We start from the raw sequence: 13,858 nt of genomic DNA, 5'->3' as shown, positions 1-13,858 counted from the left end.
CTTTGTTTTAACGGATCAGACGATCTCCGGGCTATTTATCCATATCGTCGATCGTAGCTTGCAGTTCGTCGTTTAGGCTCTTGGCTAAGGCCTTAAAATCGTTATCATTCATCGTATAAGCGCCCTGAACAAGCTTCATATCATACTTCTGCCCTTCAACGTAAGACGCGGAAGGAATACCATGCGTCACAGGCCAGATGAACTGATGGCCAACCGGAGCATAAGACTTAATCGTCTCTTCGCGGAAATCACCCTTGAACATATCGTTTTTCTGAATGCTGATACGGGCAGGAATATTATTGCGCTGACCCTCCGTCCAGAGGATCTCGCTGTTCTCGTTGAACCATTTGAGGAATTCCATGGCCGTCTGCTTATTCTGGGAAGCTTCGAAGATCATCTGCCCATTGCGGCTGACGGCGGAATAGCTGTTGCCGTTGGGCGCTGTCAGCGGCGGCACGATGGCTACTTGATCCTTCGTAAAGCCAGACTGCCACATCGTTTTGAGTTGGTCGTTGTTTGTGATGATCATACCCGCATTGCCAGAAGCAAACAGTTTCACATTGTCGTCACCCGTCTGGGTCGCAACGCTTTCCGGGGTCAGGCCCTCATTGCGCAATTTCAACAGAAAATCGCGAATGGCATAGGTTCCCTCGTTATCGATCTTGGCGTTGCCATCTTTGTCGTACAGAATACCACCATAGTTTGCGCCGAAGAAATGGATAAATACCGTTCCAGTGCCGCCGGTATGCGCGCCATGGGTCAGACCATAGATGCCATCACCACGTTTGCTGAATACCTTAGCCGTCTCATATACATCATCCCAGGTTTTAGGCATGGACAGCCCAGCTTCATCCAGCCAGTCCTTACGAATGATCATGACACGGAAATCTTTGTCTGAAGGAATCGCCAGGTACTTATCGTTCCATTTCCAGTACTCGCAGTCATCTTCCAGGAAATCATCCAGCGTGCCTTCCTTTTTCCACTCGTCATAGATCCACTTCAGGTCGGCCGTTTCATCGCTGGCGGCAAACTGAAAGGGCATGTATCCGCCGCCAGTGGCTACATCAGGTGCGGCATTGGATGCTAACGCAGTAGAATACTGCTCAAACCAATTGCTCCACGCTACGCTGGTGTAGTTGACGGTAACATTAGACGCAACTTCTGTATACTTTGCAGATAGTTCTTCCGCCGCGGTCGCATAGGCATCCGGTCCCCACAACATATCCCAAAACTCCAAGGTAACCGGGTCTGCATTTGCTGCTGAGGTGCTGGATGATTCCTGCGCAGATGAGGCCTCAGAAGCGGTGCTGCCCTGCGTTGCTTGCGGCGTGCAGGCCGCAAGCAGTATTATCGCGCTCAGCGCTAACCCCAGCGCGCCTATGGTTACTTTCTTCATGATATTTCCCCCTAGTTCTTTCAAAACTTCTTTCGGCAAAGCCACGTCCCAGTGGGCTACTTCTCCGCCAGCCAAATCCGTCTGCCGCTCCGGTCTGGCGTCGCCGGGATCGCCGTATCTGCATTTATCACCTCTCTTCTGGATTCTTAAATATAAGTTGAAAAGCTCAAGCGTTTGCACATTAAAAGCTCCAGCGAATATCAGAGCAAAAACGCTTTTATTCGCCACATTATTTATAATTTGTCTACATTTGTATAATATCAATACATTATTGCTATGTCAATATAATTGTCTATAAAATTTATATTCCCAACAAAAATAAAATATACCGCTATCCGTGATAGCGGTATATTGAATAAATCTTTATGCGGCCGGCGAATCGTCCGCAACCGGCTGCGGCGCTTCCGGCTGTTCCTCCGGCGCGGCTGTAGGCGTAGGTTCAGCGGAATGCTGCATGCCCTGTGTATCGATCGTGGTTGGTTCGGGCAGCAGGAGGTCAGAGACCGATACGATTTCATATCCCTGGTCTTTGAGGGTTTTCAAAATCGTAGGCAGCGCTTCTGTAATATATTTTGAGTTGTTGTGGAAAAGCACGATAGATCCCGGTTTTACGTTATTCAGCACCCGGTCTACCATGGGCTGCACGCCCTGTTCCTTCCAATCCAAGCTGTCTACGTCCCACTGTATGGCCTGAATCCCCATGCCTTTACAAGTCTTGATCAATGAATCGTTGTATTCGCCAAAAGGCGGGCGGAATACCTTGACCTCTTTGCCTGTCAAAGCGGTTATTTTTTCCGATGTAGTTTTGATCTCATATTGCATCTCGCCTTCGGATAGCGAGGCCATATGCGGATGATTGGTGGAGTGATTGCCGATCTCGTGTCCGGCAGCGTCGATCTCCTTTACGTGTTCAGGATATTTATCTACCCAAAACCCTACGAGAAAAAAAGTGCATTTTGCCTGGTATTCATCCAGTATCGAAAGGATATCGCTAGTCTTTTCGTCGCCCCAGGCGGCGTCAAAGCTAATGGCGATCTTCTTTTTGCTTTGCTCCACCGAATAAACGGGCAGTTCTTTTTTAGCCGTACCAAATACACTGCTGGCAGCTTGCCCGCCGCCCCAATACAGCGCGCCGACCGCCACCAGTGCAACTAGCGCTATAATGCCGGCGCGCGCCAAATTCTTTTTTGTCAAGATCCATATCCGCATAAAGCTACCCCCTTTTCCTATGACCAATGTATGGGAGCTAAGCCTTGCGTTATGAATAATCTTTGCGATTTATGGCGCTTTTTCTGCGCCGTCACGTCTATATGACAACAGCGACCGCGCTAAGGCGCGGTCGCTTTCATGTAAAGCTACTAAAAGATACAAGCTTAGTGAGCTAAAACACATCCTTTAGCAGACTATAAAAATTTCGACCGTCTCTCCCCCTGCAGGGAGAGACCAGCCGGATGAACGGTTACGCGGTGGCCCGGTAATTTCAATCCACGCTCCCCTCGCGGGGAGCGACGCGACCCCCGAGACCAAAGCGCGGCGGGAGAAAGATTTCAATCCACGCTCCCCTCGCGGGGAGCGACCCCGCCGTGTGAGGACTGCGACGGGCAGGAATACTTTATTTCAATCCACGCTCCCCTCGCGGGGAGCGACGTTAGCGCGCCGGACAGGCCAGACCCCGCAAAACCTATTTCAATCCACGCTCCCCTCGCGGGGAGCGACCCATATTCATCGGGCGGACTATTTGCGAGCAACAATTTCAATCCACGCTCCCCTCGCGGGGAGCGACTGCAACAAATTGTATTGTAACAATTCACAACTACAATATAGCTTCTTTTGCCGAAGCGCGCAACTATTTGTAACACATTTTTAGGGCCAAAAGGGTAGAAATGTGGTGCGAAACACCCCGCATATTTATGATCACTTGTGTTTCGCACCAAAGGAACATAAAGCAAAACCCCAGCAAACACTGACGTTTACTGAGGTTTTAGCTGGTGGACCGCCAGGGGCTCGAACCCTGGACACCCTGATTAAGAGTCAGGTGCTCTACCAACTGAGCTAGCGGTCCGCAATTGGGTATTTAAGCTAATAGTGGAGCGGGTGATGGGAATCGAACCCACACAGCCAGCTTGGAAGGCTGGAACTCTACCATTGAGCTACACCCGCAAAATGGAGCGGTAGACGAGACTCGAACTCGCAACATCCACCATGGCAAGGTGGCACTCTACCATTGAGCTACTACCGCATGAAAGTAATGGTGCGGGCGATGAGACTTGAACTCATACACCCGAGGGCACCAGATCCTAAGTCTGGCGCGTCTGCCATTCCGCCACGCCCGCATATCCACAAGGTGCATCCCATAGGGTTAATGGTGACCCATCGGAGATTCGAACTCCGGACACCTTGATTAAAAGTCAAGTGCTCTGCCAACTGAGCTAATGGGTCATAGGTAAAATGGCTGGGGTGGCAGGACTCGAACCTACGAATGCGGGAGTCAAAGTCCCGTGCCTTCACCAACTTGGCTACACCCCAACAAAAAAATGGGGTGAGTAATGGGATTCGAACCCATGACCTCCAGAGCCACAATCTGGCATTCTAACCAAGCTGAACTATACTCACCACAAACAACCTTACTGGCGCGCCTGAAGGGATTCGAACCCCTGGCCCACGGCTTAGAAGGCCGTTGCTCTATCCAACTGAGCTACAGGCGCATAAGCCTTGTTGGAGCAGAAACCCTTGCACCGAAAGCGTGAGTGTGGCAACCGTCCTCACTTAGTAGGGCGCACGCATAACCGGCTGACAAGATAGAATTATAGCAGCGAGGGCCCGGCTTGTCAACTCTTTTTACGGATTTTTTTAGCAAAAACTATACATTATTCGCCGCCGGGTATTTCTTCTAAAAAAATGTGGCGGGCTTCAAAATGATCCCGATCCACATCCAGCAGCGCCATTGAACATGCCCCGTCCGCAGGCTGCGCGCAGCTACCGGGATTAAGCAGCAGGATGCCGCCTTCCCACTGCAAATACCGCCTGTGGGTATGTCCAAAAAGCGCCACTTTTACATCCTGCTCCATGGCGCGGTAAAATAACCGGTCAAGCGTGTATTTTACGCCGTACCGGTGCCCATGGCAGGCCATTAGCCAACCGTTGCCCGGCAAAGGAAGACGCATTTCTTCGGGTAGGCCGCTGCCCAAATCGCAGTTGCCCTGTATACAACGGCAAGGGATCTTCAAGGCCTGTGCCATTTGCTTCCCGTCCTCCCCATGGTCGCCCAGGTGCAGCAATAGCGACAGTTCCCCCAGCTCCCGCGCCTTGCGCAGCGCGGGCGCAATCCTGCCGTGCGAATCGCTCACGATCAGAATCCTCATTTCTTTTTTGCCTCATATCGTGTATAGAGCATCTGCAACGCCTTTGCCCGGTGGCTGATCCTATTTTTGGCTTGCGCGCTCAGTTCAGCGGCTGTGCAACCGAATTCCGGTAAATAAAAATAGGGGTCGTAGCCGAAGCCGCCCTCGCCCGCCGGGGTCAGTGCGATCTGCCCCGCCCAATAGCCATGGGCTACGATAGGGTCTTCCCCAGGTATCAGCAAGATCACGCAGGCCACATAGCGTGCGCCGCGCTGCTCAGGCGGCACCTCCCGGAGCGCTGCAATCAACTTTTGGTTATTGCGCTCATCGTCGCTGGGTTCCCCCGCATATCGGGCGGAATAAATCCCAGGCGCACCGTTCAGGTACTCCACCTCGATTCCCGAATCATCGCTAAGCACCGCGGCCTCTATGCCCCGCTGTTCCAAAGCCGCAGCGGCTTCCCGCGCCTTTTTCAGCGCATTGGCCTCAAAGCTGTCCCCATCCTCTACCGTATCCAAGGCAATCCCTACCTCTTTTAGCGATACGATAGGGTCAAATTGCTGCGAGAAGATCGCCTTGATCTCCCGTATCTTCCCCTTATTATTAGAAGCGATCACCAATTGCATGGCCTTAACCCTCCTGCGCGTTGGTTTCGGTACACGCGGCTGTTTGCGCCGCCATGATCTCTTTGATTCCCAGCTTTGCCAGACGCAGGAAAGCCTGAAGGTCCGCTTCATTAAAAGTGTCGTGCTCTCCCGTCCCCTGAAGTTCGATAAAATCGCCGCGCTCGTTCATCACCACGTTCATATCGACCTGCGCCCTGGCGTCCTCCGGATAATTCAGGTCTAAAACCGCAATGTCCTCCACTTTGCCGACCGAAACCGCGGCCACCTGATGGATCACCGGATTCTCCTGCACCAATCCCTGCCGCAACAGCTTATCGCAGCAGAGCGCCAAAGCCACATATGCGCCGGAGATCGATGCGGTGCGCGTGCCGCCATCCGCTTCAATTACATCGCAATCCAGCGTAATGGTGCGCGGGCCCAGCTTTTGCAAGTCCACCGCGGCGCGCAGCGAGCGTCCGATCAGCCGTTGTATCTCCACTCCGCGCCCATCCGGCTTTGAGCCGCCCCGCGCCTTACGTGTACGGGTAGAACCCGGCAGCATCGCGTATTCCGCGGTGACCCAGCCCTGATCCTTCCCCTCCAGAAACGGCGGCACCTTCTCCTCAACCATCGCCGTGCAGATCACCCTTGTCTGGCCGCACTGGATCAGCACCGATCCATCGGCCGAACTGATAAATCCAGGGATCAGCGTTAGCGGCCTGAGCTGATCCGGTTTTCTTCCATCCAAGCGCATCGTTTTTCCTCCTAAAATGGGAACTTATGTTCTTTTTAACACTATAACACGCCCACCGCGGGTCAGGCAATTTAAAAACCTTTTTCAATACGCCGCAAATACAGTATAATAGACCTATTAGACTGCTTCAAATGATTATTCTGCCAACTACAAAGGAGTTTTGAAATATGCCATTAGATGGATTGATGCTGCACGCCGTATGTGCCGAGGTCTCAAAGGCGATTGCCGGCGGCCGTGTAGACCGGGTGAACCAGCCCGAAAAGGACGAGATCCATATTCTGATCCGCTCACAAGGGCAAAACCGATTGCTGATGATGACGGCAAACGCCAGCCAGGCGCGCCTGCACCTGACCCGGCATAATAAGCCCAACCCCATGCAGCCACCCATGTTCTGCATGCTGCTGCGTAAGCACCTGCAGGGCAGCCGTGTGTTAGGGATGCGCCAGCTGGAGATGGAGCGTATCGTAGAGATCACCTTTGAAGCGATGGACGATTTGGGCGATCTGGTGGAGCGCCGGCTGATGGTGGAGATCATGGGGCGGCACAGCAACATCATTTTTCTGGACGAAAGCGGCCGCATCATCGATTCGGCACACCGCGTCAGCGCGGATATGAGCCGGGTGCGACAGATTTTGCCGGGCATGGATTATACGCTGCCCCCTTCCCAGGACAAGGTCAACCCGCTTACCCTGGATGAAGCCGGTCTTGCCGCGCTTTTATCCCGCGCGCCAGGGCTGGGGCTTGCCAAGCATCTTCAAACCCAGGTGATGGGCCTTGCCCCCTCTACCGCGGCACAAATCAGCCTGATCTGCGCCGGAGACGAGCATGCGGCCATACCCGATGCCGAGACCATGCGCTTTGACAGCATCGTCCGGCGCATTGCGGATTTTTTTGCTGAAATGCGCGCAGGTGCTTTTCATCCCACGCTGGTGCTGGATGCAGAGAAGCATCCGGCCGAGATCTTCCCCTTCGAGCCGCGCGGCTACGATTTTGACCATCTCAAGAGCTACCCTTCGGCCTGCAAAGCGCTGGATGACTTTTACGTACTGCGGGACCGGCAGATGCGGGCAAAACAACGCAAAAGCGCCATGGTGCATGCCGTATCGACCCATTTGGAGCGCTGCCGAAAAAAAAGCGCCCTGCAGCAGGAGCAGATCGCAGACTGTGCCCAGATGGAAACCTGGCGGCTGTACGGCGAACTGCTGACCGCCAACCTGCATCAGCTGCAAGGCGGGCTGCCCGCCGCCCGAGTCACGAACTACTATGACCCGGAGTGCGGTACGCTGGAGATCCCGATGGATGTGCAGCTTACCCCTTCCGAGAACGCGCAGCGGTATTATAAAAAGTACAACAAAGCCAAGACCACGGTAGAACAGCTTACCCTCCAGATCGCCCAGACGGCCGAGGAGATCGATTACCTGGAGGGGCAGCTGGATAATTTGGATAAATGCGACTCGAATGAGGAGCTCTCCGAGATCCGCGAGGAGCTGGAGCGCGAAGGCTATATTAATGCCAGCCATGCCCGCTCCAAACAAAAAAAGGCCCGCGTTGCGGCCTCCAAGCCCTACCACTACCAAACGCCGGAGGGTATCGATATCCTGGTAGGGAAAAACAACCTGCAAAACGACCGGTTGACTTTGCGTACCGCTGCGCCTGACGAGCTGTGGCTGCACGTGAAAGACGCGCCCGGCTCTCACGTCATCGTGCGGCAAAGCGCCAATCAGGTAACGCCCGAGACTCTGCAACAAGCCGCGCTGCTGGCAGCATGGTATTCCCGTTCGCGGGGGTCGGGCAATATCGCCGTGGATTATGCACCCCGAAAATACGTGCGTAAACCTTCAGGCGCCAAACCGGGCATGGTGATTTACGACCACCAGCGCACGCTTTACGTTACGCCCCAGGCCGCGCAGATCGAGGCGCTGGCTCTGATTGAAGGCTAGGCCAGCACGTAAAGATAGATGGAGAAAAAGTGCATCACCGTGCCGGCCAGCACAAACGCATGCCAGATGGAGTGCATATAGCGCCACTTTTTAAGCGCGTAAAAGATGATGCCCAGCGTGTAGCACACCCCACCGCCTATCAACAGCCATAGGCCGCTTGATGCCAGGTTATCGTACAGCGGTTTAAAGGCCAGGATGATCGCCCATCCCATTACGATATAACTGATGCTGGAAAAGACCTTGAATTTTTCTATACTGATGGCGTTTAGCACCACGCCTAGCAGGGTAATGCCCCATACTACCCCGAAAAGCGACCAGCCCCAGGGCCCGCGCAGGGTGTTGAGCGTATAAGGGGTATAAGTCCCGGCAATTAAAAAATAGATGGTACAGTGGTCAAAAATGCGAAAGACTCGCTTGACCAGGTTGGGCTTAAAGGCATGGTATAGCGTGCTCATGGTGTACAGCAGGATGAGCGACGCCCCATAAACGGCGGCGGATACGGTCTTCCACGGGTCCCCCTGCGGCACGGTTTGCACCAGCATGAGCACCAGCGCCAGCACCGCAAAAACCGCCCCTACGCCATGGGAGATGGAATTGCACAGCTCCTCTCCCAGCGTGTAGCTGACCGGGAAAGGCGCCCGCACCTTTTTATCCTTTTTCTTGTTGCGTACATTTGCCATTATCGTCACCTCAAAGGAAGCCATCGTTTTTCGTTTTTTTTCAGTATAGCACAGGCAATTCATAGTATGCAAAAAGCAGGCGTTAGGATAACGCCTGCTTTTATGATAGCCTTATACTTCCAGCTTGCCCACCAAGTCGCTGGCGCGGCTGACCTTTGCGCGCGCCAGATATTCCTCAAACTCGCGCAGGATGCGCGGGCAGGCCACCGGGTCTGCCAGGTTGGCCGTGCCTACCATAACGGCGCTGGCGCCGCACAGCATAAAGGCCGCCACATCTTCCCCCGTCATGATGCCACCCATGCCCACCACCGGGATTTTGACCTTGTGCGAAGCCTGGTAGACCATACGCAGCGCCACCGGCTTGACTGCCGGGCCGCTAAGCCCGCCTGTAACGTTCGCTAAAATGGGCCTGCGCTTATGCACATCCACCGCCATACCCGTCAGCGTGTTGATCAGCGAGATCGCGTCCGCGCCGCCCTCCTGGGCTGCCAGCGCCGCCTCGCCGATATCCGCCACGTTGGGCGAGAGTTTCACCATCAAGGGCTGCATAGCGTGCCGCTTGACCTGCCGGGTAATCTCCAGGATCGATTCAGGCCGCGTTCCAAAGGCGACGCCGCCCTCCTTTACATTGGGGCAAGAGATATTTAGTTCCAGCATCTCCACCGGCTGATTCTGGAACTTTTCGGCCATCTGGCAGTAATCGTCCACTGTGGAGCCGGCGATGTTGGCGATCACCGCCAGGTCCCGCTGCCTGAGCCAGGGCAGTTCCTCGGCGATAAAGGCGTCCACCCCGGGGTTTTGCAGCCCCACGCTGTTGAGCATCCCCATGGGGGTCTCCGCGATGCGGGAGGGCGGGTTGCCCAGGCGGGGTTTTAGCGTCAATCCCTTGACCGAGATGCCGCCCAACGTAGCGATATCGTATAGCTTATTAAACTCCCGGCCAAAGCCATAGGTACCCGAGGCGGCGATCAGCGGGTTTTTGAATTTTACGCCGCACACTTCTACATTCAAATTCGGCTTGCTCATTCAAAAATCACCTCCCGCAGGGGGAATACCGGCCCATCGGCGCAGACGCGGCGATAGGTTTGCTCTCCTTCGGTGGTACGAATCCTGCAATTGCACACCAGACAGGCGCCGATCCCACAGCCCATGCGCTCCTCCAGCGAAGCCATAAAGGGGATATCCGGATACTGCAGGGCGATCTTCTGCAGGGCTTTCAGCATGGGCAGCGGCCCGCAGGCGATCACCATGTCCGGCTGGTCGCCATTTTCCAGCGCCTCGGCCAGCGGCTGGGTGGCAAAACCCCGCAGGCCCAGCGAACCATCCTCCGTGGCCACGGTCACCCCATCCGGGCAGAGCGCCTGCCACTGAGACAGCTGATAGACAAATTCAGCGCTGCGGAAGCCCAGATAGGCTTTCCAGGCGATCTGAGGCCATTTTTCAAGGCAATACTTAAGCGGCGCCACGCCGATGCCGCCGCCCACCGCGTAAATCTTTTTCATGCTGGGTTTGGGCCAAAAGCCATTGCCCAAGCTGCCCAGCACTTTGAGCAGCTGGCCCGGCGCCAAAAGCGCTAGCTTTGCCGTGCCCTCGCCCTTTACCTGATAGGCAAAGGTCATGGTATGATGCGCTTCATCATAGCTATTGATGCTGATCGGACGGCGCAACAGCAGCTGCGGCGCGTTTGATACCTGCAACTGCGCAAACTGCCCGGGCTGTACCCGGCCAATATCCTCCTGGCCCAACTCCACGACCAGCTCAAAGATGCCGCTTGCGATTGGCTCATTTTTTATAACGCGTGCTTCAATATCCTTCATGTAGGGCACTCCTCTATTTCGCGCATTCGGTTATCATGGGCTTTCCGGCCTGTTCCAGCGCCTGGGCGATATCGGCCTTCATCCGTTCGGCCTCCCGCTTGGCAGCCAGGGCAAAATCCGTGGTATCCTGCTTTTTATAGGCGCAAAGAATGCTGCGCGAGGCGTTGACCACGCCGCCCAAGCCCCGCTCGTCAAAGCAGCCCACCAGTTCTTTGCCGCCCGCACCCTGGGCTCCATAGCCCGGGATCAGGAAAAAGACGCTTTTCAGCCTTTTGCGCAGCGCCTCGCCCTGCTCGGGATAGGTGGCGCCTACCACCGCGCCCAGGTCGCTATAGCCATACTTGCCGGTCAGCTCGCCGCCCCACTGGCACACCTGGTCGCCCATCACCTCGTAAATGGTGCGGCCATCTTCCACCTTCAGATCCTGCAGCTCGCCCGAGGAAGGGTTCGAGGTCTTGACCAGGATAAAGGCGCCCCTGTCGTTCTCCCGGCAGGCGTCGGCAAAGGGCTTGATGCCATCGGTACCCAGGTAGCCGTTTACCGTTACAAAATCCGCCGGGAAGGCCTCCACCGCCTTCCCCTCGATGGACATGCTACCCAGGTAAGCGGCCGCGTAGGCCTGCGCTGTGGCGCCGATATCGTTGCGCTTGATATCGGCAATAGTCACCAGCCCTCGATGCCGGGCATAGGCCAGCGTATCGTAAAAACAGCGCATGCCGGGCAGGCCCGCCATCTCATAATAAGCTACCTGTACCTTTACCGCAGGGACGATATCGCACACCGCGTCGATGATCTCTCGGTTAAAGTTAAATACCGCTTTAGCCGCGCGTTCGGCCACATCCGCTTTGGTGACGCCGGCCATCAAGGCCTTGCGGAAATCCTCCGGCAGGTAGTCATACTTGGTATCCAAACCCACAGCCGTGGGATTTTGCTTTTCAATGATCGCGTCGATCAGCCGGTCAATCATGCTTATTCCCTCCTTAGTCCTCAAAGCGCGGGGCAATGCAGCCGTCCCGATAGACCCACTCGCCATCCACCAGCGTATGCACCACGCGGCCGGTAACCGCCATCCCGTCAAAGGGCGAATTTTTCCCCTTGGAAAGGAAGTCCTCCACCCGGATCGTCTGCGCACAGTCAAGGTCCACCAGCGCGATATCCGCGGCCGCGCCCACGGCCAGCGTCCCGGCCGGGAGGCCCAGAATCTGTGCGGGCTGCACAGTCATTAGGGCAATCAGCCGGCTTACATCCAGCTTGCCCGAGAGCACCAGCGCCTGATAGCACAGTTGGAACGCCGTCTCAAAACCGGAGATGCCGGAGGCCGCCAGGTCGTACTCCACCATTTTCTCGTCCCTGTGATGGGGCGCATGGTCCGTGGCGATACAATCGATCGTCCCGTCGCACAGGCCCTTAATCAGCTCTTCCTGATCCTCTTTGGTGCGCAGCGGCGGGTTGACGCGGGTAGCGGTATCATATTCCTTCTCCGCGACCCAGGTATCGGTAGCCGCCAGATAGTGCGGCGCGGTTTCGCAGGTGATCTTGATCCCCCGCTTTTTCGCCAGGCGCACCATTTCAACCGAGCGCTTGGTGGAAACATGGCAGATATGGGCGGATAGGCCGTACTGCTCGCACAGCAGGATATCCCGCGCCACATGAATCTCCTCGGCTACATTGACCGAGCCGCGCAGCCCCAGTTTGGTGGATACGTATCCCTCGTTCATCACGCCGCCGTCCACCAGGCCGCTATCCTCACAGTGGTCCAGTACTTTCAGCCCAAAGTCCGCGGCATATTCCATCGCCAAGCGCATAAAACCCGTGTTCATGATGGGCTTGCCATCATCGGAGATGGCGACCGCACCGGCGCGCTTCATCTCGCCGATCTCGGCCAGTTCCTTGCCTTCCAAACCCTTGCTGGCCGCGCCGATGGGATAGACGTGAACCGCTCCCTCGTTTTTCGCCTTGTCACGAATATAGGCGATCACCGCCGGGTTATCCGCCACCGGTTTGGTATTGGCCATGCAGCACACGCTGGTAAAACCGCCGCGCGCCGCCGCTTTGGTGCCGGAAACGATATCCTCTTTATACTCCAGGCCGGGGTCGCGCAGGTGGCAGTGGATATCCACCAGACCGGGGATCAGGGTCAGGCCATCGGCATCTACGACCTCGCCAGCAGCATAATCGATATTTGGGGCGATCTTGGCGATCTTTCCTTCCTCAATCAAAACATCCAGCACGCCGTCGATTTTCTGAGAAGGATCCACCACGCGCGCGCCTTTGATCAGCAGTTTCATTTTACACTCCCCTTTCTGGTCAGCATATAAAGCAGGGCCATGCGCACCGCAACGCCGTTGGTCACCTGCTCGTCAATCGCAGAGGCGGCGCTGTCCGCTACCTGCGATGAGATCTCTACGCCGCGGTTCATGGGGCCTGGATGCATGATGAGCACCTCCGGGTCCGCCAGTTTAATCCGTTTGGGCGTAAGGCCATAAAAATCGTTATATTCCTTTACTGAGGGAAACAGCCCCTTCTTCTGACGCTCCAGCTGAATGCGCAGGCCCATCACCACATCCGCGCCGGTTACAGCCTCCTCCACGCTGCTGGTCACCTGAACACCGGTCTTTTCCAGTTCCACTGGCATCAGCGTGCGCGGGGCGCAGATGCGCACTTGCGCCCCCAGCTTGGTCAGGCTCCAGATATTAGAACGCGCCACGCGGCTGTGGGCCACATCCCCCACGATGGCCACGCGCAGTCCCTTTATATCCGCGCCCTTTTTCTCCCGCATGGTGTAAAGGTCCAGCAGCGCCTGGGTGGGGTGCTCGTTCATCCCATCCCCGGCATTGATCACGCCGGCCTTTACGTGTTTGGCCAGCAGGTGCGGCGCGCCGCTCATGGGATGGCGGATAATGATCAGGTCCGTCCCCATCCGGTCCAAGGTGCGGCCGGTATCGATCAGCGTTTCCCCCTTTTGTACACTGGAGGTAGAGGCCGAAATATTGGCGGCGGCCGCGCTCATATACTTGCTGGCCAGCTCAAAGCTCATCCGTGTGCGGGTGCTGTTCTCATAAAAAAGTGTTACGATGGACTTGCCCTGCAAATGCGGGGTTTTTTTGCTGCTTTGCAGCAAAATCTGCTTCATCTGCTCGGCAGTATGCATGATCTCATTGATCTGCTCCGGGTTCAGGTATTGCATCCCCAGCAGATCTTTGCATTCTAAAGCCATGGTTGCACTCCTTTCTTTTATCATCGCCATTTTTTCCACTTCAAAACCATCCCCCGCCTCGTGCGGCGCAGGGCCGGTATAAAAAGGGAGCGGGCTCCCAGCTCCGCC

General features: G+C 55.7%; 12 protein-coding genes, 8 tRNA genes and 1 CRISPR repeat array. Of the genes, 1 reads left to right on the top strand and 19 read right to left on the bottom strand.

Annotated features, from left to right (window positions below; all coding sequences use genetic code 11):
• Positions 1-31: 31 nt before the first annotated feature.
• The 13 genes from H8699_RS04975 to rph all read right to left on the bottom strand — a co-directional run bounded on the left by H8699_RS04975 (position 32) and on the right by rph (position 6,096).
• On the bottom strand, positions 32-1,396 hold the full coding sequence (locus tag H8699_RS04975) for an ABC transporter substrate-binding protein (protein WP_249284749.1): 1,365 nt from the start codon (positions 1,394-1,396) through the stop codon (positions 32-34).
• Positions 1,397-1,759: 363 nt separating this feature from the next.
• Positions 1,760-2,605, bottom strand: coding sequence for a polysaccharide deacetylase family protein (locus tag H8699_RS04970; RefSeq protein ID WP_249284748.1), 846 nt, complete (start codon positions 2,603-2,605; stop codon positions 1,760-1,762).
• Between the two features lie 268 nt (positions 2,606-2,873).
• Positions 2,874-3,179: a CRISPR direct-repeat array (repeat unit 33 nt; unit sequence ATTTCAATCCACGCTCCCCTCGCGGGGAGCGAC).
• Between the two features lie 203 nt (positions 3,180-3,382).
• Positions 3,383-3,458, bottom strand: a tRNA-Lys gene (locus tag H8699_RS04965).
• Between the two features lie 24 nt (positions 3,459-3,482).
• A tRNA-Gly gene (locus tag H8699_RS04960) sits at positions 3,483-3,556 on the bottom strand.
• Positions 3,557-3,560: 4 nt separating this feature from the next.
• Positions 3,561-3,635, bottom strand: a tRNA-Gly gene (locus H8699_RS04955).
• 10 nt (positions 3,636-3,645) lie between these two features.
• Positions 3,646-3,729, bottom strand: a tRNA-Leu gene (locus tag H8699_RS04950).
• Positions 3,730-3,759: 30 nt separating this feature from the next.
• Positions 3,760-3,835 (bottom strand) — tRNA-Lys (locus H8699_RS04945).
• 10 nt (positions 3,836-3,845) lie between these two features.
• Positions 3,846-3,922, bottom strand: a tRNA-Gln gene (locus tag H8699_RS04940).
• Between the two features lie 9 nt (positions 3,923-3,931).
• Positions 3,932-4,009: transfer RNA gene (locus H8699_RS04935), tRNA-His, on the bottom strand.
• A 15-nt stretch (positions 4,010-4,024) separates the two neighbouring features.
• Positions 4,025-4,101 (bottom strand) — tRNA-Arg (locus tag H8699_RS04930).
• Between the two features lie 162 nt (positions 4,102-4,263).
• Complete coding sequence (locus tag H8699_RS04925) at positions 4,264-4,758, bottom strand: metallophosphoesterase family protein (RefSeq protein ID WP_249284747.1); 495 nt, start codon at positions 4,756-4,758, stop codon at positions 4,264-4,266.
• Positions 4,755-5,363, bottom strand: coding sequence for an RdgB/HAM1 family non-canonical purine NTP pyrophosphatase (gene rdgB / locus H8699_RS04920; RefSeq protein ID WP_249284746.1), 609 nt, complete (start codon positions 5,361-5,363; stop codon positions 4,755-4,757). The genes H8699_RS04925 and rdgB overlap by 4 nt, the downstream gene beginning before the upstream one ends.
• A 4-nt stretch (positions 5,364-5,367) precedes the next feature.
• Positions 5,368-6,096, bottom strand: a complete 729-nt coding sequence (gene rph, locus H8699_RS04915; protein WP_249284745.1) for a ribonuclease PH — start codon at positions 6,094-6,096, stop codon at positions 5,368-5,370.
• Positions 6,097-6,263: 167 nt separating this feature from the next.
• Here rph and H8699_RS04910 point away from each other — a divergent pair, with 167 nt between their 5' ends.
• On the top strand, positions 6,264-8,036 hold the full coding sequence (locus H8699_RS04910; RefSeq protein ID WP_249284744.1) for an Rqc2 family fibronectin-binding protein: 1,773 nt from the start codon (positions 6,264-6,266) through the stop codon (positions 8,034-8,036).
• Here the strand turns inward: H8699_RS04910 and trhA are convergent.
• The 6 genes from trhA to H8699_RS04880 form a co-directional block, all read right to left on the bottom strand.
• Entirely contained in the window at positions 8,033-8,716 is a 684-nt protein-coding gene (trhA, locus tag H8699_RS04905) for a PAQR family membrane homeostasis protein TrhA (protein WP_249284743.1), read from the bottom strand. The genes H8699_RS04910 and trhA overlap by 4 nt on opposite strands.
• Before the next feature lie 111 nt (positions 8,717-8,827).
• Positions 8,828-9,742 (bottom strand): dihydroorotate dehydrogenase, encoded by a 915-nt coding sequence (locus tag H8699_RS04900; protein WP_249284742.1) that lies wholly within the window; start codon positions 9,740-9,742, stop codon positions 8,828-8,830.
• Positions 9,739-10,533, bottom strand: a complete 795-nt coding sequence (locus H8699_RS04895) for a dihydroorotate dehydrogenase electron transfer subunit (protein WP_249284741.1) — start codon at positions 10,531-10,533, stop codon at positions 9,739-9,741. Before H8699_RS04895 ends, H8699_RS04900 begins: the two co-directional genes overlap by 4 nt.
• A gap of 13 nt (positions 10,534-10,546) precedes the next feature.
• Positions 10,547-11,500, bottom strand: coding sequence for an orotidine-5'-phosphate decarboxylase (gene pyrF, locus H8699_RS04890; RefSeq protein WP_249284740.1), 954 nt, complete (start codon positions 11,498-11,500; stop codon positions 10,547-10,549).
• A 13-nt stretch (positions 11,501-11,513) separates the two neighbouring features.
• Positions 11,514-12,821 carry a dihydroorotase gene (locus tag H8699_RS04885; RefSeq protein ID WP_249284739.1) on the bottom strand — a complete coding sequence of 436 codons (1,308 nt, stop codon included), beginning with the start codon at positions 12,819-12,821 and terminating at the stop codon, positions 11,514-11,516.
• Positions 12,818-13,750 (bottom strand): aspartate carbamoyltransferase catalytic subunit, encoded by a 933-nt coding sequence (locus H8699_RS04880; protein ID WP_249284738.1) that lies wholly within the window; start codon positions 13,748-13,750, stop codon positions 12,818-12,820. The genes H8699_RS04885 and H8699_RS04880 overlap by 4 nt, the downstream gene beginning before the upstream one ends.
• Between the last annotated feature and the right edge of the window lie 108 nt (positions 13,751-13,858).

Origin of the sequence: Luoshenia tenuis (assembly GCF_014384745.1) — a bacterium.
Classification (GTDB): domain Bacteria; phylum Bacillota; class Clostridia; order Christensenellales.
The sequence above is the reverse complement of the archived record's forward strand: the minus strand, read 5'-3'. Positions and strand labels throughout refer to the sequence as shown.